The organism is Serinicoccus chungangensis (assembly GCF_006337125.1).
Classification (GTDB): Bacteria; Actinomycetota; Actinomycetes; order Actinomycetales; family Dermatophilaceae; genus Ornithinicoccus; species Ornithinicoccus chungangensis.
Map to the genome: position 1 here is coordinate 1,497,193 of NZ_CP040887.1, position 22,916 is coordinate 1,520,108.

24 protein-coding genes and 3 tRNA genes are annotated in these 22,916 nt (G+C 73.6%); 10 read left to right on the forward strand and 17 right to left on the reverse strand.

The window, feature by feature from the left end:
• Positions 1–67 precede the first annotated feature (67 nt).
• Positions 68–1,144: a non-homologous end-joining DNA ligase gene (gene ligD, locus FHD63_RS06655; RefSeq protein WP_139721164.1), complete on the forward strand. Its 1,077-nt coding sequence runs from the start codon at positions 68–70 to the stop codon at positions 1,142–1,144.
• 90 nt (positions 1,145–1,234) lie between these two features.
• Here ligD and manA read toward each other — a convergent pair whose 3' ends face one another.
• Entirely contained in the window at positions 1,235–2,425 is a 1,191-nt protein-coding gene (gene manA, locus FHD63_RS06660) for a mannose-6-phosphate isomerase, class I (protein WP_158296726.1), read from the reverse strand.
• A gap of 85 nt (positions 2,426–2,510) precedes the next feature.
• Between manA and FHD63_RS06665 the strand changes: the two genes are divergently transcribed.
• Genes FHD63_RS06665 through FHD63_RS06680 form a run of 4 tightly spaced genes read left to right on the forward strand, consistent with a single transcriptional unit; the run spans position 2,511 to position 6,445 of the window.
• Positions 2,511–3,608, forward strand: coding sequence for an ATP-dependent DNA ligase (locus FHD63_RS06665; protein ID WP_139721168.1), 1,098 nt, complete (start codon positions 2,511–2,513; stop codon positions 3,606–3,608).
• The gene (locus FHD63_RS06670; protein WP_238705793.1) at positions 3,605–4,813 is read left to right on the forward strand and encodes an alpha/beta hydrolase; all 1,209 of its coding nucleotides are present in this window, start codon (positions 3,605–3,607) and stop codon (positions 4,811–4,813) included. Before FHD63_RS06665 ends, FHD63_RS06670 begins: the two co-directional genes overlap by 4 nt.
• A gap of 17 nt (positions 4,814–4,830) precedes the next feature.
• The gene (locus tag FHD63_RS06675; RefSeq protein ID WP_158296727.1) at positions 4,831–5,466 is read left to right on the forward strand and encodes a dihydrofolate reductase family protein; all 636 of its coding nucleotides are present in this window, start codon (positions 4,831–4,833) and stop codon (positions 5,464–5,466) included.
• Positions 5,467–5,497: 31 nt separating this feature from the next.
• On the forward strand, positions 5,498–6,445 hold the full coding sequence (locus tag FHD63_RS06680; protein ID WP_139721171.1) for a PPK2 family polyphosphate kinase: 948 nt from the start codon (positions 5,498–5,500) through the stop codon (positions 6,443–6,445).
• Positions 6,446–6,451: 6 nt separating this feature from the next.
• On the opposite strand, the gene glgX is transcribed toward FHD63_RS06680, so the two are convergent.
• Positions 6,452–8,581, reverse strand: coding sequence for a glycogen debranching protein GlgX (glgX, locus tag FHD63_RS06685; protein WP_139721172.1), 2,130 nt, complete (start codon positions 8,579–8,581; stop codon positions 6,452–6,454).
• Between the two features lie 155 nt (positions 8,582–8,736).
• Between glgX and FHD63_RS06690 the strand changes: the two genes are divergently transcribed.
• The 4 genes from FHD63_RS06690 to FHD63_RS06705 all read left to right on the forward strand — a co-directional run bounded on the left by FHD63_RS06690 (position 8,737) and on the right by FHD63_RS06705 (position 10,166).
• Positions 8,737–9,798 (forward strand): YihY/virulence factor BrkB family protein, encoded by a 1,062-nt coding sequence (locus FHD63_RS06690; RefSeq protein WP_158296728.1) that lies wholly within the window; start codon positions 8,737–8,739, stop codon positions 9,796–9,798.
• 98 nt (positions 9,799–9,896) lie between these two features.
• Positions 9,897–9,969, forward strand: a tRNA-Gly gene (locus FHD63_RS06695).
• Positions 9,970–9,996: 27 nt separating this feature from the next.
• A tRNA-Cys gene (locus FHD63_RS06700) sits at positions 9,997–10,067 on the forward strand.
• A 24-nt stretch (positions 10,068–10,091) separates the two neighbouring features.
• A tRNA-Val gene (locus tag FHD63_RS06705) sits at positions 10,092–10,166 on the forward strand.
• 71 nt (positions 10,167–10,237) lie between these two features.
• Here the strand turns inward: FHD63_RS06705 and FHD63_RS06710 are convergent.
• Genes FHD63_RS06710 through FHD63_RS06725 form a run of 4 tightly spaced genes read right to left on the reverse strand, consistent with a single transcriptional unit; the run spans position 10,238 to position 12,258 of the window.
• Positions 10,238–11,311 carry a YihY/virulence factor BrkB family protein gene (locus FHD63_RS06710; protein ID WP_139721174.1) on the reverse strand — a complete coding sequence of 358 codons (1,074 nt, stop codon included), beginning with the start codon at positions 11,309–11,311 and terminating at the stop codon, positions 10,238–10,240.
• On the reverse strand, positions 11,308–11,628 hold the full coding sequence (locus FHD63_RS06715) for a DUF3618 domain-containing protein (RefSeq protein WP_139721175.1): 321 nt from the start codon (positions 11,626–11,628) through the stop codon (positions 11,308–11,310). The genes FHD63_RS06710 and FHD63_RS06715 overlap by 4 nt, the downstream gene beginning before the upstream one ends.
• Entirely contained in the window at positions 11,625–12,035 is a 411-nt protein-coding gene (locus FHD63_RS06720; RefSeq protein WP_202978431.1) for a phage holin family protein, read from the reverse strand. The genes FHD63_RS06715 and FHD63_RS06720 overlap by 4 nt, the downstream gene beginning before the upstream one ends.
• Complete coding sequence (locus FHD63_RS06725; RefSeq protein WP_158296729.1) at positions 12,028–12,258, reverse strand: hypothetical protein; 231 nt, start codon at positions 12,256–12,258, stop codon at positions 12,028–12,030. Before FHD63_RS06725 ends, FHD63_RS06720 begins: the two co-directional genes overlap by 8 nt.
• Positions 12,259–12,411: 153 nt before the next feature.
• Here FHD63_RS06725 and FHD63_RS06730 point away from each other — a divergent pair, with 153 nt between their 5' ends.
• Entirely contained in the window at positions 12,412–13,125 is a 714-nt protein-coding gene (locus tag FHD63_RS06730) for a TetR/AcrR family transcriptional regulator (RefSeq protein WP_139721181.1), read from the forward strand.
• An 81-nt stretch (positions 13,126–13,206) separates the two neighbouring features.
• Here the strand turns inward: FHD63_RS06730 and FHD63_RS06735 are convergent, their stop codons facing one another.
• From FHD63_RS06735 to ribA, 11 genes are all read right to left on the reverse strand, one after another.
• Positions 13,207–13,938 (reverse strand): GAF and ANTAR domain-containing protein, encoded by a 732-nt coding sequence (locus FHD63_RS06735; protein ID WP_139721183.1) that lies wholly within the window; start codon positions 13,936–13,938, stop codon positions 13,207–13,209.
• 9 nt (positions 13,939–13,947) lie between these two features.
• Positions 13,948–14,685, reverse strand: a complete 738-nt coding sequence (locus tag FHD63_RS06740; protein WP_139721184.1) for an ANTAR domain-containing protein — start codon at positions 14,683–14,685, stop codon at positions 13,948–13,950.
• A gap of 110 nt (positions 14,686–14,795) precedes the next feature.
• The gene (locus FHD63_RS06745; protein ID WP_139721186.1) at positions 14,796–15,593 is read right to left on the reverse strand and encodes a hypothetical protein; all 798 of its coding nucleotides are present in this window, start codon (positions 15,591–15,593) and stop codon (positions 14,796–14,798) included.
• A gap of 12 nt (positions 15,594–15,605) precedes the next feature.
• Entirely contained in the window at positions 15,606–16,163 is a 558-nt protein-coding gene (locus FHD63_RS06750) for a hypothetical protein (protein WP_139721188.1), read from the reverse strand.
• Positions 16,164–16,498: 335 nt separating this feature from the next.
• Positions 16,499–17,428, reverse strand: coding sequence for a lysylphosphatidylglycerol synthase domain-containing protein (locus FHD63_RS06755; protein WP_139721189.1), 930 nt, complete (start codon positions 17,426–17,428; stop codon positions 16,499–16,501).
• Positions 17,425–18,282: a class I SAM-dependent methyltransferase gene (locus FHD63_RS15950; RefSeq protein ID WP_158296730.1), complete on the reverse strand. Its 858-nt coding sequence runs from the start codon at positions 18,280–18,282 to the stop codon at positions 17,425–17,427. Before FHD63_RS15950 ends, FHD63_RS06755 begins: the two co-directional genes overlap by 4 nt.
• Positions 18,276–19,346: a glycosyltransferase family 4 protein gene (locus FHD63_RS06765; protein ID WP_139721191.1), complete on the reverse strand. Its 1,071-nt coding sequence runs from the start codon at positions 19,344–19,346 to the stop codon at positions 18,276–18,278. Before FHD63_RS06765 ends, FHD63_RS15950 begins: the two co-directional genes overlap by 7 nt.
• Positions 19,324–19,704, reverse strand: coding sequence for a 6-pyruvoyl trahydropterin synthase family protein (locus tag FHD63_RS06770; RefSeq protein WP_139721193.1), 381 nt, complete (start codon positions 19,702–19,704; stop codon positions 19,324–19,326). Before FHD63_RS06770 ends, FHD63_RS06765 begins: the two co-directional genes overlap by 23 nt.
• 14 nt (positions 19,705–19,718) lie before the next feature.
• Positions 19,719–20,744, reverse strand: coding sequence for an MDR/zinc-dependent alcohol dehydrogenase-like family protein (locus FHD63_RS06775; protein ID WP_139721195.1), 1,026 nt, complete (start codon positions 20,742–20,744; stop codon positions 19,719–19,721).
• On the reverse strand, positions 20,741–21,460 hold the full coding sequence (locus FHD63_RS06780) for a CDP-alcohol phosphatidyltransferase family protein (RefSeq protein WP_139721197.1): 720 nt from the start codon (positions 21,458–21,460) through the stop codon (positions 20,741–20,743). Before FHD63_RS06780 ends, FHD63_RS06775 begins: the two co-directional genes overlap by 4 nt.
• Positions 21,460–22,851, reverse strand: coding sequence for a GTP cyclohydrolase II (ribA, locus tag FHD63_RS06785; RefSeq protein WP_238705794.1), 1,392 nt, complete (start codon positions 22,849–22,851; stop codon positions 21,460–21,462). Before ribA ends, FHD63_RS06780 begins: the two co-directional genes overlap by 1 nt.
• Between the last annotated feature and the right edge of the window lie 65 nt (positions 22,852–22,916).

Here is a 22,916-nt window from a genome sequence, read left to right on the forward strand (position 1 = left end):
GATTGCTTCCGCATCGGGTCTGCGTCCGTGACGGGGTGCGCCGTCCCTGTGCCGCTAGGTTGTCGGTATGCCCGCCGACGCGCAGACCCTCACCGCCCCGGGGCCCGACGGCCAGGCACGCGACGTGCGGCTCTCCAGCCCGGACAAGGTCGTCTGGCCGGCCACCGAGCACGGCGCGGCCATCACCAAGGCCGACCTCGCGGCATACCTGGAGGCCGTCGCCGAGCCGATGCTGCGCGCGCTGGCCGACCGACCGGTCACCCTGCAGCGGGTCCGTGGCGGGATCGAGGGCGAGGAGTTCTACTCCAAGAACCCGCCGAAGGGGGTGCCGGAGTGGTCGCGGACCACGGTCTGCACCTATCCCTCGGGGCGGAGCCACCCGCAGCTGGTCGTCGACGAGGGCGATCTCGCGACCCTGCTCTGGACCGCGCAGATGGGCACGGTCACCTGGCACCCGTGGCCGGTGCGATCCGGCGACAACGACCACCCGGACGAGCTGCGCATCGACCTGGACCCGCAGTCCGGGCGGGCCTTCGCCGACGTCGTCGAGGCGGCCACCGCGCTGCGCGAGGTCATGGGTGAGGCCGGGCTGACGCCCTTCGTCAAGACCACCGGCAACCGGGGGGTGCACGTCTTCGCCGCCATCGAGCCGCGCCTGGAGTTCCTCGAGGTCCGGCACGCCGTCATCGGCCTCGCGCGCGAGCTCGAGCGGCGCCAGCCCGACCTCGTGACGACGGCGTGGTGGAAGGAGGAGCGCGGCGAGCGGATCTTCGTCGACTTCAACCAGGCCACGCGGGACCGCACCCTGGCGGCCGCGTGGAGCACCCGCATCCTGCCCGGCGCCCCGGTCTCGGTGCCGGTGACCTGGGACCAGCTCGGCGCGGTCGACCCCACGGCGCTCACCCTGCACACCGTGCCCGCGTTCCTGGCCGAGCACGGCGACGCCTGGGCCGACCTGCACGCGTCCCCGGGGGTGGTCGACGGTGCCTACGCGCTGTGGGAGGCCGACCTGGAGCGCGGGCTGGGCGAGCTCAACTTCCCGCCGGACCACCCCAAGATGCCGGGGGAGCCGCCGCGGGTCCAGCCGTCCAAGAAGGTCGCCGAGCACTGGGACGAGGACGGCAACCGGGTGGAGAAGGCCTGAGCACGGCCGGCCACCGCCCCCTGGTCGAGAGGGTCCCGTGGAGGTCGGGTCCATGTCCGACTCCCACGGGACCTCCTGCGAGGGGGCCGGTCAGATCACGGTCGTCGCGAGGTAGAGGGCACCCGAGCCCTCGAGCGTGATGTCGCCGGGGTGGTCGACGAGACCCGCCTCGCCGCGGGCCAGGGTCAGCCCGCTCCCCGGGGCGCCGGGGCGCCCGGTCCGCAGCGTGAACTGCCCCTCCAGCACGAGCGCGACCGCGGGGCCGCCGGCAGCCACCTCGGCCGGGCCGGTCACCGCCACCAGCTGCCAGGGCACGGTGCCGCCGGTCTCCTGCGTGCTCGGACGGTAGGCCTGCGCCCCGGGCCCGAGGCTGGTCGGCGGGAGCAGGGGAGGCGGGCCAGGAGTGGTGTCCAGCACCCGCAGCAGCTCGTCGGTGTCGACGTGCTTGCCGGTGAGCCCGCCGCGCAGGACGTTGTCGCTGGGGCCCATGACCTCCACGCCCAGACCGCCGAGGTAGGCGTGGATGGTCCCCGGCGCGAGCCACAGCGCCTCGCCCGCCGCCAGCGTGACGCGGTGGAGCATGAGGGCGACCGCGATCCCCGGGTCGTCCGGGTGGTGGGTGTGCAGCAGCGCCACCAGGCGGCGGACGTCGGGGTCGGGGGGCTCGGCCGCGGTGATCCCCCTCACCAGGTCGCCCACCAGGGGGTCGCCGGAGAGCAGCCACCCGAGGGCGTCCCGCACCCCCTGTGCCTCCGACGAGGCCTCGGTGAGCGCCGAGCGCCAGCGCGCCAGCCCCCCCGAGGGCACCTGCGCCCCGAGACCGTCCAGCACCGCGACGACCTCGGTCACCGGCCGGACGCCGCAGAGCGCCTCGAAGCCGTCCTCGACCGCCAGCAGCACCTCGGGCTTGGCGTTCGGGTCGCGGAAGCTGCGCCCCGGTGCGTCCCGGGGGATGCCCGCGGCCTCCTCCCGGTCGAAGCCGGCGCGGGCCTGGTCGGGGCCCGGGTGGGCCTGGAGCGACAGCGGCGACCCAGCGGCCAGCAGCTTCATGAGGAAGGGCAGGGTGCGGCCCGTCCCGGACTCCCAGGCGCTGAGGTCGGGCCACGCGGCACCGTCCGGGCCCTCGGAGGTCACCGGGCTGGGCGCGGCGGGGTGTGCTCCCAGCCACAGCTCGGCCTCCGGGCCGTCGCCCGGCTCGCGGCCGCGGGCGGTCGAGATGCCCCCCGGGCGCCCCCAGGCGTAGTCGCGCACCACGCCGTCGATCCTCACGATGCCGCTCACCCGCTCCAGCCTACTGAGCCGCCCCGACGGCGGGGGAGCAGCGGCATACCTCTCCTCTGTCGGTGCCATCGGGCAGACTGACGTCGTGGACCTGCCCGTCATGCCCCCGGTCACGCCGATGCTCGCCAAGCCCGCCGCCGCGCTGCCGCCCGGCTGGCTCTACGACCCGAAGTGGGACGGATTCCGCTCCATCGTCTTCCGCGACGGCGACGAGGTCGAGCTGGGCTCGCGCAACGAGAAGCCGATGACCCGCTACTTCCCCGAGCTCGTGGAGGCGGTGCGTGCCGAGCTCCCGCGGCGCTGCGTGGTCGACGGCGAGATCGTGCTCGCCTCGCCGACCGGGCAGCGGCTCGACTTCGAGGCGCTCGGCCAGCGGATCCACCCGGCCGACTCCCGGGTCCGGATGCTCAGCGAGGCGACCCCGGCCGCCTTTGTCGCCTTCGACCTGCTCGCGCTCGACGACGAGGACCTCACCGGTATGCCGTTCCGCGAGCGCCGCGCCCGGCTGGAGGCGGTGCTGCCCGACGTCAGCGTCGGCTCGGTCCACCTGTCGCCGCTCACCGACGACGTCGACCTCGCCATGAGGTGGTTCGTCGACTTCGAGGGCGCCGGGCTGGACGGGATCATCGGGAAGGACCCGGAGGCCCCCTACCAGCAGAACAAGCGGGTGCTCACCAAGCTCAAGCACACCCGCACGGCCGACTGCGTGGTCGCCGGCTACCGCACCCACAAGAGCAGCGAGGAGGCGATCGGCTCCCTCCTGCTCGGCATCTACACCGACGAGGGGAGGCTGGCCCACGTCGGGGTCAGCTCCTCCTTCCCGATGGCGCGACGGCGCGAGCTCTTCACCGAGCTGCAGGCGTGGGTGACCGGGTTCGAGGGCCACCCGTGGGACTGGGCGTCCCAGGTGCAGGGTGACACCCCGCGCAAGAGCGAGGGGTCGCGCTGGGCGGCGGGCAAGGACCTGTCGTTCACGCCGCTGCGGCCCGAGCGCGTGGTCGAGGTGCGCTACGACTACCTCGAGGGCGACCGGTTCCGGCACACCGCGCAGTTCCTGCGCTGGCGCGAGGACCGCGACCCCGAGAGCTGCACCTTCGACCAGCTGGAGCAGCCGGTGGACTTCCCGTTGGCCGACGTCCTCGGCGCCCCGGTGACCGCGGGCGGTGGGCGGGGAATGTCGTGAGCGGGCGGATGACCGCGGCCGGCCGCGCGGCCGCCGTCGGCTCGGCGGTCGCCGGGGGAGCCGCCCTCGGGGGCGCCGTCTCCATGGGCACCGCGACCTACTTCGCGCACCGCATCATCACCCCCGAGCACGAGAAGAAGGACGACGTCACCGTCGTCGCGGTGGACCGGGACGCGGGCACGGTCACGCTGCGGGCCGACCCGCAGACCACGTCCTCGGGCCGCTACGGCCTGTGGCTGGACGGCGGCGCCGGCCACGCCCGCGTCGGCGAGGTCGTCGAGCCGGCGCACGAGGAGGAGGGGGCGAGGGGGTCGCGCCGGCAGACGGTGGTGACCCGCGAGCTGCTGGGCGTGGACGAGGGCGACCTCGGGCCGGGGCCGGCCCGCTGGAACAAGTACTTCTACTGCGGCGACCCGGGCAGCTCCCTGGGGCTGGAGCACGAGGACGTCTTGGTCACCTCCGACGTGGGCGACCTGCCGGCCTGGCGGGTGCCCGGGGCGGCCTCCGCGACGGCGCACCAGGACGACTGGGCCGTGCTGGTGCACGGCCGCAGCGCCCAGCGCGGCGAGACGCTGCGCGCGGTCCCGGTGCTGCACCGGCTGGGCTACACCTGCCTGATCCCCATGTACCGCAACGACATCGGCGCCCCGCCGTCCTCCGACGGCCGCTACAGCCTCGGGCTGTCCGAGTGGCGCGACATCGACGCCGCGCTGCGCTACGCCCTGGCCCACGGGGCGCGCCGGATCGTGCTGGTGGGCTGGTCGATGGGTGGGGCGCTCGTCCTGCAGGCGCTCAACCGCTCCGACGTGGCCCACCGGGTGCACCGGGTGGTGCTCAACGGGCCGGTCATCGACTGGGGCTCGGTGCTGGCCCACCAGGCCGACCTGCACCTCATCCCGCGACCGGTGGAGCAGCTGGCCCGGAGCCTGCTGCGCAGCCGCGCCTCGCGGCACCTGCTGCGCATCGCCGAGCCGGTCGACGTGGCGGCCACCAACTGGGTGGACCGGGCCGAGGAGGTCACGCACCGGATGTTCATCATCCACTCGGCGACCGACGACACCGTCCCCTTCGGCCCGTCCCAGGACCTCGCGCGCCGGCGACCCGGCCTGGTGCAGACCTTCGTCTGGCCACAGGCGCGGCACTGCCAGGAGTGGAACACCAACCCCTCGCTCTGGGAGGACCTCGTGGCCTCCTTCCTGCGGTGAGGGCCGAGGAGGCGGACGTGGACGGACCTGACGTGCGGACCGGGCGTGGCCCGCTGAGCGAGGCCGAGCTCGACGACTGGTATGCCGTGCCGCCCGACCGCGCGGCCGGCCCGTGGGTGCGGGGCGGGTTCATCACCACCCTCGACGGCCGCGCCACCGGGCCGGACGGGCGCAGCGGCAGCCTCAACGAGGGCTCGGACGGCGACCGCGCCGCCTTCGCCACGCTGCGGCGCTGGGCCCAGGCGGTCGTGGTGGGGGCCGGCACCGCGCGGGAGGAGGGCTACGGACCGCTCGAGGGCACCTCGCTGGTCGTGGTCACCCGCAGCGGTGACGTGCCCTCCGAGCTCGCCGACCACCCGGACGTCCACGTCGTCTCCGGGGACGGCGCGGACGTCCCCCCGGGGCAGGTCCTGGAGGTCTGCGGCCGGCACGGCTGGGACCGCGTGGTCGTCGAGGGGGGCCCGGCGCTCTTCGGCGCGTGGGTGGGCGCCGGTACCGTCGACGAGCTGTGCGTGACGGTGCGGCCGGTGCTGGCCGGGGGAGACGGTCAGCTCCTCCTGCCCGCCAGCACGGCCCTCCCGGGTCTCACCGGGCGGCTCACGCACCTGCTGCGGTGGGAGGGCGACCTGCTGCTGCGGACCCGTCTGCGCTGACGGACGGCGCGGGTTCTGCCAGACTGCGCCGATGGCGAAGAAGAAGGACGCGAAGCCCACCCAGAAGGCCGCGAAGGCCGCGAAGGCCGCGAAGGCCGCGAAGAAGGGGTCGAAGAAGGACGTCACGGCGCCAACGGAGCCGGTGACCTTCACCGACGCGCTCCGGGTGGGCGAGGGCTTCACCCTCGCGGAGGTCGACCCGCGCTCCACCCCGGCCTTCGCCGGGGACAAGCAGGCCGGCAAGGACGCGCTGGCCGCTGCCGACGCCGAGCTCGACACCCTTCAGGAGCAGCTCTACGCCCAGTCCCGGGCGGGCGCGCGGCGACGGGTCCTGCTCGTGGTGCAGGGCATGGACACCGCCGGCAAGGGCGGCATCATGCGCCACGTCGTGGGGGCCGTCGACCCGCAGGGCGTCGAGCACACGGCCTTCAAGGCGCCGAGCGCGGAGGAGAAGAAGCACCCCTTCCTGTGGCGGATCCGCCGGGCGCTGCCCGGACCGGGCATGATCGGCGTCTTCGACCGGTCGCACTACGAGGACGTGCTCGTCGTCCGGGTCCACGACCTCGTGCCGCCGGGCCAGTGGAAGCGCCGCTACGCCACCATCAACTCCTTCGAGGAGAAGCTCGCCGCCGACGGGGTCACCATCGTCAAGGTCATGCTGCACATCAGCCCGCAGGAGCAGAAGGCCCGCCTCGCCGAGCGCCTCGCTCGACCCGAGAAGCACTGGAAGTTCAACCCGCGTGACCTCGACGAGCGGGAGCACTGGGCGGACTACCAGGAGGCGTACCAGGCGCTGCTGGAGCGCTGCAGCCCCGAGCACGCGCCCTGGTTCGTCGTCCCGGCGGACCGCAAGTGGTATGCCCGGCTCGCCGTCCAGCAGCTGCTCCTGGAGCACCTGCGCGGCCTGGACCTCGCCTGGCCCCAGGCCGACTTCGACGTCGAGGAGCAGCAGGCCCGCCTGGCGGCCTCGGAGGTCTGAGCCCGACTACTCGGCCGAGAGCTCGGGCCGGGGGGTGGCCTGGAGCACGACGACGGCCCGTGACGGGACCTCGTGCGTCCCACCGGTCTCCCACGGCACGTCGTCGTCCAGCTCGTCCCCGCTGGTGTCCACGACGACCTGCCAGGTGGGGGTGTTGACCCCGTCCGGCACGGTGAAGTCGACGGCCTCGTGGTGGCCGTTGAAGAGCAGCAGGAAGTGGTCGTCGGTCACCTCGCGGCCGCGGTCGTCCCGCTCGCTGATGGCCTCGCCGTTGAGGAAGACCATGACCGCCTGCTCGCGGCTGTGCCAGCGCTCCTCGGTCATCACCTCGCCGGTGGGGGAGTACCAGTGAATGTCACCGAGGTCGCTCTGGCCGCCGTGCTCGGCGTCCCCGAGGTAGAAGCGGCGCCGGCGGAACGCCGGGTGCTCCTTGCGCAGCGCGATGAGCCGGGAGGTGAAGTCGAGCAGGTCGGCCTGGTCGGGGTCGAGGTCCCAGTCCATCCAGGCCAGCTCGTTGTCCTGGGCGTAGACGTTGTTGTTGCCCTGCTGGGTGCGACCCATCTCGTCCCCGTGGGCCAGCATCGGCACGCCCTGGCTCAGCATGAGCGTGGCCAGGAAGTTCTTCTGCTGGCGCAGCCGGAGCGCACGCACCTGCGGGTCGTCGGTCGGGCCCTCGACGCCGCAGTTCCACGACCGGTTGTGCGCCTCGCCGTCGGCACCGCCCTCGCCGTTGGCCTCGTTGTGCTTCTCGTTGTAGGACACGAGGTCGGCGAGGGTGAAGCCGTCGTGGGCGACGACGAAGTTGATCGAGGCGTACGGGCGCCGCCCGCTGTGCTCGTAGAGGTCGCTGGAGCCGGTGATGCGGGAGGCGAACTCGCCCATGGTCGCGGGCGCCCCGCGCCAGTAGTCGCGGACGGTGTCGCGGTACTTGCCGTTCCACTCGGTCCACAGCGGCGGGAAGTTGCCGACCTGGTAGCCCCCGTCGCCCAGGTCCCACGGCTCGGCGATGAGCTTGACCTGGGAGATCACCGGGTCCTGCTGGACGATGTCGAAGAAGGCGGAGAGCTTGTCGACCTCGTGGAACTGCCGGGCCAGGGTCGCCGCGAGGTCGAAGCGGAACCCGTCGACGTGCATCTCGGTGACCCAGTAGCGCAGGCTGTCCATGATGAGCTGCAGCACGTGCGGGGAGCGCATGAGCAGGCTGTTGCCGGTGCCCGTCGTGTCGTAGTAGTGGGCCTTGTCGTAGTCGACGAGGCGGTAGTAGCTGGCGTTGTCGATCCCCCGGAAGGACAGCGTCGGGCCGAGGTGGTTGCCCTCCGCCGTGTGGTTGTAGACGACGTCGAGGATGACCTCGATGCCCGCCTCGTGCAGCGTCTTGACCATCGACTTGAACTCGGTGACCTGCTGGCCGCGGTGCCCGTAGGCGGAGTAGCCGTTGTGCGGGGCGAGGAAGCCGATGGTGTTGTAGCCCCAGTAGTTCGACAGCCCCTGGTCCTGCAGGTGCGGGTCGTCGACGAACTGGTGCACGGGCAGCAGCTCCACGGCGGTGACGCCCAGGGCGGTGAGGTGGTCCACGACGGCCGGGTGCGCGACACCGGCATAGGTGCCGCGGATCTCCGGCGGCACCTCCGGGTGGTTCATCGTCAGGCCCTTGACGTGCGCCTCGTAGATGACGCTGTCGTGGTAGGCGTGCTGCGGCGGTCGGTCGTGGCCCCAGTCGAAGAACGGGTTGACCACGACCGAGGTCATGGTGTGCGGCGCCGAGTCGTCGGTGTTGTAGGAGGTCGGGTCGCCGAAGTCGTAGGCGAACAGGCCCTGGTGGCCGCGGATCTGACCCGCGATGGCCTTGGCGTAGGGGTCCAGCAGCAGCTTGTGCGGGTTGAACCGGTGGCCCTCGGAGGGCTCGTAGGGTCCGTGCACCCGGAAGCCGTAGCGCTGACCCGGCTGGCAGTTCGGCACGTACCCGTGCCAGACGTGCGCGTCGACCTCGGTGAGGGGCACCGTGGTCTCGATCGAGCGGTCGTTGACGAGGCACAGGTCCACCGCGGTGGCGTGCTCGGAGAAGAGGGCGAAGTTGGTGCCGCGTCCGTCGAAGGTCGCGCCCAGGGGGTATGCCGAGCCGGGCCAGAGGTCCATCGGGGGGTGGGGCCTTTCGTGTTGCGGGAGTCGCGGGAGGTCGACCGCGTCGTCACCGGGGACCCAGTCTACGGGCCGGGACATGACCGGCATGACGGCGGCCGTCCCGGCACGCCTCCCGCGCGCGCGTGACGGACGGGGCTAGCGTGACGCCTGTGACTGTGGTGGACGTGACGTTCCGGCGCCGTCTGCGCCGGGCCATCGCGCCCGTGCCGGGGGCGGTGCCTGCCGTGCGACTGACCGCCGAGACGGCCGTCGTGGCCTTCCGCTACCGCGCCACGGGGCTCGCCGCCGAGGCCGCCTTCTTCACCCTGCTGTCGCTGCCGCCGCTGCTCGTCGCCCTCGTCGCCGGCGCGGGTTTCGCCTCCGAGTGGCTCGGGCCGCAGACGCTGGCGCGGATGAGCAGCGCTCTCGAGCAGTGGACCCTGACCTTCCTCACTCCGCAGGCCGTGGACCAGGTCATCATGCCGACCTTCGAGCAGACCCTCAGCGCCCGGCGCGGGGACTACCTGTCCGTCGGGTTCCTCATCGCCCTGTGGTCGGGGTCGCGGGCGCTGCACATCTTCCTCGACGCCATCTCGATCATGTACGGCCAGGGTGGGGACCGCGGACCGGTCGGCGCGCGCGTGCTCTCGCTCACGGCATACCTCGCCTCGACGGTCGTCATGGGGCTGACCCTGCCGCTGCTGCTCATCGGGCCGGGCTACCTGCTGCGCTGGCTGCCGCCCCGGCTGGACCTGCTCGTCGAGCTGTACTGGCCCTTCGTCGGCCTCCTGGGCCTCGTCAGCCTCACCGGGCTCTTCCACGTCGCGACCCCCGCCCGCTCGCCGTTCTGGCGGGACCTGCCGGGGGCGCTGCTGACGATCCTCCTGTGGGTGGTGAGCTCCCTGCTCATCCGGCGCTGGGCCGAGATGGCGGCCGGTGGCTTCTCGGTCTTCGGTCCGCTGACCGCCCCGATCATCCTCATGGTCTACCTCTACTTCCTGTCCTTCGCCGTGCTCGTCGGCGCCTCCCTCAACGCCGCGATCCGTCGGCTGTGGCCGCCGCCCGAGTACCGCGGGCCGAGGGCGCGGGTCCACGAGTGGTGGGAGGAGCGCAGGTCGACCCGGGAGGCCCGCGTCCGGGCGCGCCGGACCGAGCTCGCCGCGGACGCCCCGACCGACGACGAGGAGGCAGACCGGATCGCCGCCATGGACGGCATACCGGGGCCGCGCTGAGCGCTGCGCCGCGCGCCGCGCGCCGCGCGGGGTGATTTTGATTCGCCTGCCGACGTCGGCTACTGTTTCATCTCGCGCCGCTGGAGACAGCGGAGCAGGCGGATGTAGCTCAGTTGGTAGAGCGCAACCTTGCCAAGGTTGAGGTCGCCGGTTCGAGCCCGGTCATCCGCTCTGAGGCACCACCACCAGATGCCTCACGGTGGAGTGGCCGAGAGGCGAGGCAGCGGCCTGCAAAGCCGTATACACGGGTTCGAATCCCGTCTCCACCTCGCACTCGCGGGTCCACCGCGCAGGGACGATTGGCGCAGCGGTAGCGCGCTTCCTTGACACGGAAGAGGTCACTGGTTCGATCCCAGTATCGTCCACCAACAAGCCCCTGACCAGCAGGTATGCCGGTCAGGGGCTTTGTCGTGCTGGCGGGAGGATGCCCGTCGACCTGTCAGGCGTCGGGGTCGGTGGTGTCCCCGCCGCTGCGCCGCAGCGCGCGCGCCTTGTCCTGGTCGGCCTGCTCCTTCTCCTGGGCGGCGATGATCTTGGTGTCGTCGCGCGGGGGCAGCTGGATGTCCTCCTCGGCCTCGATGCCGGCGATGAGCTGACGGGAGCGTTCCAGCTCGGCGTCGACCTCCGCCCCGAGGAGCAGCGCGAGGTTGGTGATCCACAGGTAGAGCAGGAAGATGATGACGCCTGCGAAGGAGCCGTAGGTCGCGCCGTAGCTGGAGAAGTTGGCGATGTAGAAGCCGAAGGCGACCGACACCAGGATCCAGACGACGATCGCCAGGGCGGCACCGATGCTCAGCCACCGGAACGTCGGCTGCTTCACGTTGGGCGTGCTGTAGAACAGCATCGCGACCACGAGCATGACCAGCACGAGCACCACGGGCCACTTGGCGAACTGCCACACCGTGACCACCGTGGACCCCAGCCCCACGGCCTGTCCGACCGCCTCGGCGACCGGCCCCGACAGGATCAGCATCAGGGCGACGAGGACCACCATGACCACCATGACCAGGGTGATGAGGAGCATGACGGGGCGCAGCTTCCAGACCGGCCGTCCCTCCTCGATCTCGTAGACCCGGTTCATCGCGCGGCTGAAGGCGGTGACGTACCCCGAGGCCGACCACAGCGCGGTGGCCAGACCGATGACCAGGGCGAGCCCGGCGCCGGGCGAGGTGGCCAGCGACTGGACCACCGGCTCGAGGGTGGAGGCACCGGACTCGCCGAGCACGCCGCTGAGCACGGGCATGACGGTGGTGACGACCTGCTGGCTCTGACCGACCAGGCCCAGCAGGGAGAAGATCGCGATGAGCGCCGGGAAGATCGCCAGCACGGCGTAGTAGGTCAGCGCCGCGGCGAGGTCGGTGCACTCGTCGTCCAGGAACTCCCGGAACGCCTTCCCGGCGGTGTACCTCCAGGCCGGACCGGTCATCTCGGCGGGCGAGTCCGGCTTGTCCTCGTGCTCCGGGTCCGGCGCGTCCAGCTGCGCGGTCCGACGGTCCGCCTCGGTCCGGCTCACCGGCGGGCCCGCCTCGTGACACCGACGAGGAGGAGCACGACCGCCACGACACCCACGGCAGGGGCCAGCACGCTGAGGACGTCGCGATGGTCATCGCTCTGCAGGCGGGCCGTCACCCCCTCCAGCTGCGCGTCGACCCGGGTCCGGGCGGACTCGAGCGTGCGCCGGGCCCGCTTCGTGACGTCCATCCGGTCTGTCAGCTCGTCGACGGTCTCGCCGAGCTCGGCCCGGTGCCGGGCGATGTCGGCCTCGATCTGCTGCGGGTCGTCAGGTGTCCCGTCCTGACCGGTGTGGTGGTCCTGCGGCGTGGTGCTCATGTGTGGGCTGCTCCCTTGACCTCGGCGATGTCCTGCTTGATGGTGTCGATGGTGCGTCCGGGTGCGACCGGGGTGGCCTGCTCCACCCGCTTCTTGCCCAGCAGCGACACGACGGCTGCCGCGGCGAGCAGCACCAGGGTCACGACACCCGCGGACGCCCACGCAGGCAGCGCCAGGGCGAGAGCCAGGATCGCGGTCGTGACCAGGCTGGCGACGCCGAAGAAGGCGAGCAGTCCGCCGACGCCGAACATGCCGATCCCCACGCCCGCGGTCCTGGCCTTCGCGCTCAGCTCTGCCTGCGCCAGGCGCATCTCGTCGCGGATGAGCGTGCTCGTCTGCTCGCTCATCCGGGCGATGAGCTGGCCCGTGCTCGCGTGCTCGGTGTCCGGGGTGGACCGCTCAGCCACGAGGCTCCTCCAGGTCATCACCCGTGAAGGTGCTGTCGGAGGCCTCGGCCTGCTCCTGCACCTTCCCGGCCTGCTCCTTGGCCCTGGTCGCCTGCTCCTGGACCTTCGGGTGCCCCCACAGCTCCTGCGCCTTCGTGCTCAGCTGCTCGTAGCGCTCCCGGCCCGCCTTGGCGCCCAGGACGTATCCCGCCCCGAAGGCGGCCGCCATCATGATCTTGCTCATCGTCTCTCCTGACGTCACGGTGTCGGGTGACGCACGGTGGCGCTTCACGTTCCACCACCGGCCCCCGACTACAGCGTAAACGTACGGTGTATACGGCGAGCGCGCAAGCGAGTCCGCCGCGCGTGAGAGGCTGGGCCTCATGGAGGCACGGGGATGAGCGTGGACGGCGCCCGGGACGACACCGGCACGCGACGGCGGCTGGACCGTGACCGGATCATCGACGTGGCGCTGGTCGCGATCGAGGCGCACGGCGTGGAGCAGATGTCCATGCGCAGCCTGGGGCGCGATCTCGGGGTCGAGGCGATGGCGCTGTACCGCTACGTGTCCGGGCGGGAGGACCTGCTCGAGGCGGTGGTGGCACGTCTGCTCGACGGTCTGGCCGAGCGAGTCGAGACCGCGGGGGCGAGCAGCTGGCAGGAGTACCTGCAGCACCTGGCCCACGAGATCCGCGACGTCGCCCTGCGGCACCCCTCGGCCTTCCCGCTCGTCGTCTCGCGCCACCCCGCCACGCCCTGGCTGCGTCCGCCCCTGCGCGACATCCAGACGGTCGAGCACCTCCTGGCCATGCTCACCCGCTACGGCTTCGACGAGGAGCGTGCGGTCGACACCTACAAGGCGTTCACCAGCTTCCTCGTGGGTCACCTGCTCCTCGAGGTGTCGATGTACACCGAGAACGTCAGTGCCATGGCTGAACCGATGAACGAGGGCAGCGCCGACATCCCTGAGCAGGACACCCCGGCCGACGTCCAGGGTGCCCCGCACGTGCTGCGGATGAGGGAGCGGCTGAGCGAGGACCGTGGCGCCGAGGAGTTCGAGATCGGCCTCGAGACCCTCCTGGACCGCATCGAGCAGTCCGTCTCGCACTGACCGGACCTCCCTCCGCCGGGGCGGTGCTCGGGCCGCCGTGTCGGGGAGGGCCGGGCACGATGGTGTCTCGGCCCGACCCTGCTATCCGGCACCCGTCAGGTCAGGGTGGGATGCGGGGTCGGTGACCACTTCCGACGCCACGTCGCCCAGGCGCCGACCGGTGTCGCGGCAGTAGGTCCGCAGCAGCCGGAAGGCCTCGTCGACGCCGACCCCCCGCAGCTGGGCCAGGGTCCCCTTGGCCTGCTCGATGGTGATCCGGCTGTTGAGGGCGCCCTGCAGCTGCTCGGCCAGCACCAGCCCGCGCCGGATCGTGCGCTCCTGGAGCAGGCCGATGGTGGCGACATCCGCGAGGGCCTGCACGATGCGCACGTCGCTGGGGGAGAGGTGGCCGCTGGTGGCCCCGAAGAGGCCGAGCGCCCCGATCACCGCGGAGTGGTGGCGCAGCGGGATGGCGTGGACCGAGCGGTACCCGAGGGCCACCGCGTGAGGTGCGAAGAGCGGCCAGGACTCCTGCGCGTGGTCCAGGTCGGCATTGACGACGGGTGTCTGCGTCCGGAAGCAGTCCCGGCACGGCCCCTCGTCGTTCTGGACCTGGAAGAGCTCGAGCAGCCTGGCCGACTCGTCCGAGGCCGCCATGAAGGCCAGGTCCCCCCGGGGGTCGGCGAGCAGCAGGCCGGCCGCCGAGACGCTGGTGAGCTCGGTGGTCCGGGTGGTGACCATCTGCAGGAACTCGATGAGGTCGAACTCGTCGACCAGCGTGTCGGCGATCTCGACGAAGGCCTCGGCCAGACGGTCGGCGGGGATCGTGTTCATGGTGTCTCCTCAGGCATCTGGCGCACCCTCGACGGGGTCGGCAACGAGGGTGGTCCGCTGGGCCACGATATCGCCGGCCAGCTCGGACAGGGGGATGTTCCGGCCGTAGGCGTGCGCGCGCATCCTGGCCATGGCGTCGCCCAGCGACACGCCCAGCTGGGCCATCACCATGCCCTGGGCCTGGTACACCTCGGAGTAGTTCCCGAGGACGCTCACCACACCGCTGCCGGGCTCCCCGTCCAGGGGTCCGGCGAGCAGGGTCTCCACGCCGAGCGCGGCGAAGTCCAGGGCGTCGAGCAACGACTGGGCCGGCAGCGGTGCCCCGTCGCTGGTGTAGATCGCCTGGACGGCCAGGCGTGCTGCGCCCACCTGCATCGGGAAGGCGAAGACAGCCCCCACCCCGCGCTCGAGCATGACGTCGGAGTAGGCGGGCCAGCGCGCTCTGCCGTGACCCGCCAGGTCCGGCTCGAGCGCGGGGCGGCGCGAGTCGTGGGCGTCCAAGGAGGGTCCCTCGCCGAGGGTGAACTGCATCTCCTCCAGCTCGGCGACCTGGGGCCCGGACGTGGCCAGGGGGACGCCCAGCCGCTCGGCGTCGACCACGCTGACGGCGACGCCACGGGCCGCCACCGCTCGGCTCAGGGCTCGGCACTGCCTGGACAGCACGCCCGCCTGCGCCTCCCCGTCGGCCTCCTGGGCCGGCTCCTCAGCGAGCAGCCGACGGACGCGGGCCAACCGTGCGTCGCTCATGAGGCTCCTGAGATGTGCTCGGGGACCGCGGGACCGGGTGCGGCCTCGACCCTCGAGATGGGTGCCCGAGGACCGTCGCGGGATCCGGTGCAGGCCGATGACGGTGCAGGTCACGACTCGAATCCATGCCTCACCGGCATGTAGATGAGGTTCCCGCGCTGGTCCCGGGCAGGGAGATGGGTGAGCGGGTGGTGCACCAGACGGTATCGCACGCGGACCTCCACCGGGGCGTCCTCCCAGAGGATGGGGGGTGTCGCGGTCCCGCTGATGCTCCAGGAGTAGCCGTGCGCCGGACCGCAGTAGGCCCGCGCCCGCCACCGGGACGGCGCAGCGGCCTCGGGGGCGCTCTCGGACGACTCGCAGGACTCACCCGCTCGGAAGGAGCTGGCGCCGGCCAGGCCACCGATGGTCGCCCCGAGCAGGCCGGTCAGACCGGCAGCCACGGTCTGCGCGATGCCCAGACTCTGCGGCGTGGCGGCGATGGTCGCGAGGTCGCTCACCGCGCCGGTGACGTCGGGGTTGTCACCGGCGGCACGTGCGAGCAGTGCCACCGCCACCGTGGTGACGACCACCCACATCCAGACCAGCGCACCGTGCTGCAGCCCGCACGAGCGCGCCATACGTCCGGCCACGAACCCACCGCTGAGACAGGCGACGAGGAGGACGACCAGGGCCACGAGACCGCCGCCGGCCCCGACGAGTGCGGCGAGCGCCGAGAGCAGGACGGCCGACCCGGTGGCGGCGAGCCAGCCGAAGAAGGGCGGTCCGGGCGTGATGCGCCCGGTCCGGTCCCCCTCCGGCTCCACGGCCACCCCGTGGTCACGTCGACCGGCGGCACCGAGCAGGGTCCGGCCGTGGTCGGACCGGTCCTCCTCGTGGTGCCGCTTGTTGAAGGTCAGGGAGCTCATCAGGTCACCTCGTCACCGCGTCGGGCCGACGCGGGCGAGGAACCCGCGCGCGACCTGGCCGGCTCGCTGCTGCTCACCCTGCTGCGCGCCGAGCGCGACCAGCGTGCCGGTGAGGACCGGGATGGCCCACTGGACGACCCGGAGCTGCTGCTGCGCGGACGCGACCGTCGTCGGGGTCCCCTCCGAGGGACGGGTGCCGGCCTCGGTCGGTACCCGGCCGGCCGAGGCGACCCTCGCCCCCAGGACCCCGGAGTATGCGGTGGCGCCCAGCGCGGCACCGGTCAGGGCGGTCTTGACGACCGTGTTGGCCCTGGTCCCGGACTGGTGCTTCACCCGACCACGGTTGGCCTGCAGCAGGCCCAGGCCACCGATCACGTGCGCCCCGATCGCGGCCGCGTTGACCGGTGACCAGGCGGCCCACCCGGCGGAGGCGACCGGTGCGCGGTCCTGCGGGTCGGAGACGATCCCGCTGGCCTGGTTCAGGCCGACGGCTCCCATGAGGGAGCCCCCGAACCACGCGCCGGCGCCGAGGTCGTGCAGGACGCGGAATCCTGTGGTGCGCTTGCTCATCGGTGTGCTCCTTCGTCGTGGGCATGGGGAGGGCGCACGGTGAGAGGGCTGTCCTCCCGCCCGGGCGTGCGTCCGCCGCTGGCAAGGTGCCGGGTGGTGTCGCTCACGACGGACATCGGCTCCTCGGCTGGTCACGGCGATGTCGGCGCAGGACGACGGGTGCTCGGCTGTCACGGACGGCCCGTGGACGCACGAAGCCCCGCGACTCGCGGCGGCATCTCGATTCAGACGCGCTGCCGGGTCCGGGGCAACGATCGCCACCTGGGTGACGACCCTCTCAATCTACAGAATGCCGATGCCGGAGCCAACCGGGATCGCCTCGGGCGGATCGAGGCCTACTCCCCGCGGCGCCGGGTGCGGGCCCGTCCCACCTCTCGCAGCCGCGGGACCGTGCGGAGGGCGAGGACGACCGCCCCCGGGAGCGTGGACAGCAGCGCGAGGATGCCGTAGCCGATCGACACGGTGACCCCGGTGCCCATGTCGAGCCCGCGCACCGTGAAGATCCATCCCGCGGCGGCCTCACGCGTCCCCCATCCACCGACCGTGGCCGGCACCGACATCGCCGCGACGGAGACCGTGGCGAGGCCCGGGGCGAGGGACACGTCCACGTCGGGCGCCACGACGACCACGGCCAGGACGAACATGCCGACGAAGGCGGCCCACCCGGCGACCGACAGCACCACCACCGCGGCGAGGTCCCCGGCCGGCAGGACACGCAGCCACCGCCAGGCCACGGCCGCGGTGACCACGGCACCGGCCAGGCACGCCACCCCGGCCGGCGGGACGGGGCCCACGAGGACCACCGCCGCGGCGACGAGGACCACCGTGGTCCCGACCAGGCGCTCGGCGGCCACGGCGGCGAAGCCGCTGGCCAGCGCCCGCCGGCCGTCTGCCGCCTGGGCGTCGCTGCTGTCGTCCGCCGCACGCAGCGCGTCACCGGCGACCCCTCCGGGCAGCACGCTGTTGAGGAAGGCGGCCTGCCAGCAGCGCGCGACAGCGGGGCCCACGGGGAGGGAGATGTGGTGGTGCCGTGCGACGAGCCGCCAGCGCAGCGCCTGGAAGACCACCCCCGCCGCCCCGAGGCCCAGCCCGGCCACGACCGCCCACCAGGGCAGGGCGCCGGCCGCGGTGGCGAAGGGGCTCAGCCCCCACCGGGCCACGACGAGGCCCAGCAGCCCCAGGGTGAGGCAGACCTGGAGCGCCCCGACGGCCGCGACGCGCCCGCGGTGGGACCGTGGACGGTCGGCGACGAGGCTGGCGCTCACCGCCCCGGTGCCGCCGCCCCGGCAGCATCGTCGACCCCCGACAGCGGCAGGCTCAGCAGGTCGAGGTGGCCGATGCGCGCGCGCAGCACGCCGTCCTGCAGCTGTCGCGCGCGTTCGTCGAGCCACTCGCGCACCAGCGGCGCCAGGTCGGGGTCGTGCTCGACCGCCACCGAGCCGCGGTCGTTGAGGTAGCGGGTGAGCAGCGGGCCGTCCTCCGCGCCCAGGACCCAGTCCGTCGCCCGGAGCTCGACGTGGGCGCCACGCCGGCGCAGGGCACGAGCCATGGCCTCCGCCGCGTCCGGGCCGGGCCGCCCCTCCCGCCGCTGGTGGGCGTCGAAGGCGGCCGCGACGGCGGCGTCGGCGGGGTGGGCGGGCTCGAGCGAGACCTCACCGGTGACGCTGAGGCTGAGCAGGGCCGCGGCACCGGGTCGGCCGGAGGGCGCGACCACGTCGGCCAGCGTCTCGATCTCCACGGCGGACAGCAGGTCGAGCAGCGCTGCGCAGGTCAGCAGGACCGCCCCGTCCTGCGGGACGAGGGAGTGCAGGTCGTCCACCGTCGCCACGGCGCGGTCGGTCGTGACGCGGTCGTCGGCCTCCGCTGCCGACCCGACCCCGAGGAGGTCGGCGTCGTGGTCGACGAGGACCCACCGCTGGCGTCCGGGCAGGCGCGGCGCGAGCCAGGCCTGGTTGGAGCCGGTGCCTGCTCCCACGTCGACCACCACCAGCTCGTCGGCCCGGAGGGCACGCAGGTGATCGGTCAGCTGCTCCAGCAGGTCGAGGGCGTCCTCGCGAGCACGGTGGTCGGCACGGCGCCGCAGCGCCAGCCAGTCGGCCGGGACGGGACGGGCTACCACCCCAGCGCCTGAGTGACGTCCGTCGCGGTCGTGGCCCACCCGCGGAGTCTATCCCGGTGGGCCAGGGCGGCCCGCTGCCACGCGCTCCTGCGGTCGCCGTCGTCCAGCCACCGGGCCAGGGCCGCGGACCAGGCGTGCGGGTCGGTCCCGTCGACGGTGGCGCCCGGTCGCGGCAGACCGTCCCGCTCGCCGGATCCGTCCAGCGCCTCGACGGCCCCCGTCCGGGCCGTGACGAGCGCGGGGACGCCGTGCGCGAGCGCCTCGGTCACCACCATCCCGTAGGTCTCGGCGGAGGAGGGCAGGACGAGGAGGTCGGTGGCCCGCCAGAGCACCTCGAGGTCCTCCCCGCTGCGTGGCCCCAGCACCCGGACGCGTCCGTCGAGGGCGTCCGTCCGGGTGCGCACCGCCTCGGCGTATCCCTCGTCCGGCCCGGCCGGCCCGACGAGCGAGGCGGTCCAGGACCGGTCCAGGACCGTGCTGAGCGCGTCGAGGAGCAGCAGCGGGTTCTTGCGCGGGGTGATCGAGCCCAGGAAGAGCAGGTGCGGGGGAGTGCTGCCGACCGCGGGCGGCGCCACGTCCGCGCCGGGGGGTGCGGAGTGCACCTCGGGCAGGTCGTAGCGCAGGAGCAGGTCGTCCCGGGCCCAGCCGCTGGTCGCCACCACCGTGTCGGCGGCCTGCAGCGCGGCGGTCTCCGCCGCTTCCAGCCGCTGACGCTCCGGGGAGCTGGTGCCGCCCTCGGCGGTCAGCGGCAGGTGGACCAGCACCGCGACCCGCACGCCGTGGCCCCGGGCCCACGCGAGCTCCTCGGGCGCGGCCGACCCGATGATGCCGTCGACGACCACGTCGGTATGACGTCGCAGCGCCGCGCGCAGTGCCGACCGGTCCTCGTCGGCCGGCCGCGGCCACGCCCCGGGGAGGCGCTCGACGGTCACCGCGAGCCCTCGGGCGGCGAGCTCGTGGACGACCCGGTCGTTGTAGTGGTTGCCCCCGCTGGGCCCGGCGAGGTCGCCGGGCACGAGCAGCGCGCGCGACGGACCCTGGTCAGCCGCGGAGGTCGAGGTCATACGTCACCCAGGCCCGGGGGTGCTCGCGCACCACGACGCCGATGCCGTCGATCTCGGGGTCGGCACGCTCGGCCAGCGCGTGCGCGACGTGGGCCGCGACGGCCTCGGTCGTGCTGAGCCGCCCGGCGAAGTCGGGGTGCTCGTCGAGGTTCTGGTAGCGCAGGGGGTCGAGCACCGCGCCGAGGTGACCGCCCGCCTCGCCGATGTCCACCACCACCCCGTGCTCGTCCAGCTCGCGGCGGCGCCAGGTGGCCTCGACGACCAGGGTGGCGCCGTGCAGGCCCTGCGCCGGCCCGAAGAACGGGTCGGGCAGGCTGTGGGCCACCATGACGTGGTCGGTGACGGTGAGTCCGAACATCGTGCTCCTCGTGGTCAGGGGTGTGGGGCCGGGGTCGCCGGCCCGCGGCTGTCGGCACCGGGGTAGGACAGCACGACGCAGCCGCCGCCGTCCCGGTCGTGCTCGAGATCCTCGAACGCGGTGGTGATGGCGTCGAAGGGACGCTCCGTCGCGAGGAGGAGGTCGAACGCGGGGTCGGACAGCAGGTCGAGCGCCGTGCCGAGCCGGGCCGCCGGGTCCCGACGGTGACGCCGGGCCGCCCCGACCCGCGAGACCTGGCTGGCCAGCAGCCGCAGCCGGCGCGAGTGGAAGTCCTCGCCCAGCGGCACCTGCGGGGCGGGCGAGCCGAACCACGACAGCTCGACGACGTCGGCGTCGTCCCCGGCGAGGCTCAGCGCCAGCGCCAGGCCAGGCTCGCTGGCCGAGGCGTGGAAGACGAGGTCGCAGTCCGGCAGCGCCTGCTCCGGGGGCACCGCGCTCAGACCCGCGTCGGCGAGCCGCCGGCGCCGGTCGCCGTCGGCCTCCACCACCTGCAGCCGCTGGAGCGGGAAGCGGCGCAGCAGCAGCGCGAGCGCCCCGCCGATGAGACCGCCACCGACGACGGCGACCCGGTCGCCCGCGCACGGCGGGGCGTCCCACAGCGCGTTGAGCGCCGTCTCGGTCGGACCGGCCAGCACCGCCCGGGCAGAGGGCACCCCGTCCGGGACCCGCGTGAGCGCGCCGACGGGCACGACGTACCGGTCCTGGTGCGGGTGCAGGCAGAACACCCGTGACCCGACCCAGTCCTGCGGGCCGTGCTCGACGACCCCGACGGACAGGTAGCCGTACTTCACCGGGAAGGGGAAGGTGCCCTCCTGGAAGGGCGCCCGCATCCGGTCGACCTGCGAGCCGGGCACACCTCCCCGGCGCACGAGCAGCTCGGTGCCGCGGCTGATGCCGCTGGCGCACGCGCGGACGAGGGCCTCGCCCGGGCCGGGCCGGGGCAGCGGCTCGCGGCGCAGCTCGCCCTGGCCCGGCGCCGTGGCCCAGTAGGCCAGGGCCGTCCCGGCAGCGGCGCTCACCGGCGCGACTCCAGGTCCACCACGTCGCGCCCGAACGAGACGAGGAGGGCCGCGAGGGCCAGGGCGACGCCGGCCGTGGCCAGCGGGGGAGGGACCACCGGCACCAGGGCGACCAGCAGGGCGATCCCCTGGACGGCAGCGACCACCCGGCGGGCCAGGCTCGGGGTCAGCTCGCCCCGCAGGGCCGGGCGCACCCAGGAGGCGAGGACGAAGACGTAGCGCAGGGCGCCGATCGCCAGGACCCACCAGCCGAGCGTCACGGCCGCCAGGACCGACAGGACGAGGAGCAGGGCGGCGTCGGACTCCATGTCCAGCCGCGCCCCGGCCGGGCTCGCCGTCCCGGTCGCGCGGGCGAGCCAGCCGTCGACCGCGTCCAGCAGCAGCGCGGCGCCGACGACGAGGGCGACAGCCCAGGTGCGCGCGGGCAGCTGGTCGGCCAGGACGAGGACCGTGGCGGTCGCGACCACCCCCGTCAGCGCGACCCTGGCCAGCGTGGCCACGTCCGGTGGGCTCACCACCGCGGGGCGACGGCGCACCAGCGCCCAGGTGGCCACGACCGGCACGACCAGACCGACGACGACCGCCAGCACCCCGGTGCCGACGGCGGGACCGACGCGGGTGACCAGTCCCACGCACAGGGCGAGGGGCAGGAGGACGACGGCCGACTCGACGAGCCCGGTGCCGCGGGGCCGCGCCGCGGGCGCCGGTGCCGACATCAGCTGGCGTCCGGGACGTCGGCGGCCAGCGCGGAGGGCAGGGTGTCCCTGCGCCGCAGGTCCAGCTCGGTGACGGTGTCCTCGCCGAGCTGGTAGCGGCGTGCCGGCGGCCGGAGCGCGTCGGACAAGAGGTCCTCACCGGCGACCCGCAGCCCCGGGACCCCGTCGCCGATGAGCACGGGTGCGGTGGTGAGGTAGAGCCGGTCGACGGCCCCGGCCCGGACGAAGGCCGACACCAGCCGCCCACCCCCCTCGACGAGCACCCGGTGCAGACCCCGGGCGGCGAGCAGGTCGAGGACGGCCCGCGGTTCCATCGGTCCCGCGCCGGGCCAGCGCAGCACCTCGACGTGCTCTCCCACCGGACCGACCGGGCGGTCGCCGCCCACGACCCACAGCGTCGGTGCCGCGCCGTCGGTGAGCACCGCGGCCTCGGTGGGGGTCACGCCCCGCGGGTCCAGCACCACGCGGACGGGATGCGGCCCGGTCACCGCGCGGACGGTGAGACGGGGGTCGTCGCAGGCGACGGTGGCCGCGCCCACGACGACGGCGTCCACGAGGGCGCGCAGCCGGTGGAGGTGCTCCCGGTCCTGCTCGCCGGTGACGAAGGCGGCGTCCCCGGTCCGGGTGGCGATGAAGCCGTCGAGGCTCTGGCCGAGCTGCGCCAGCACCACGGGTCCGTCCGCGCGGTTGAGGTCGCCGTAGCGCTGCCCCAGGTCGCCGGTGGCGGGGATGTGCCCGGCGAGCAGCTGCTCCCACTCGTCCTGGTCGGCCTCGTCGTGCCCCATGCGCGCCCGTTTGGTGGCCAGGTAGAAGGCGTTCTCCTCGCGGTCCGGCACGACGAGCGGCACCCGCTCCACGACCTCGATGCCGAGGGCGCTCAGGGCCTCCTCCTTGGCCGGGTTGGACGACAGCAGCCGGACGCGTCGCATCCCGAGGTCGAGCAGCATCGCGGCGCAGTGGTCGTAGGTGCGGGCGTCCGCGGGGTGGCCGAGGGCGAGGTTGGCGTCGACGGTGTCGACCCCCTGGTCCTGCAGGGCGTAGGCCCGCAGCTTCTCCCCGAGTCCGATCGCGCGGCCCTCGTGACCGCGGGCGTAGACCACGGCCCCCCGCCCTGTGCGGGCCAGGAGGTGCAGCGCCTGCTGGAGCTGCTCGCCGCAGTCGCAGCGGCGCGACCCCAGCGCGTCCCCGGTGAGGCACTCGGAGTGCACCCGCACCAGGGGCGGCGGGAGGTCGGGGCCGTCGTCGTCCCGGACGCCGAGGCTGAGGACGACGTGGTCCAGCCCTGTGTCGTCGCGGTATGCCGTCATCCGGAAGGTCGCGTGGTCGGTCGGGAGGCGGGTGTCGGCCACCCGTTCGACCCGGCGCGGTGCGGTACTCGCCTGCTCACCCATCCTCCACATTATGGTCGTGACCGGCGAACTTCTCCTGCGGAGGAGGGAGCAGGTGCCGACGACGA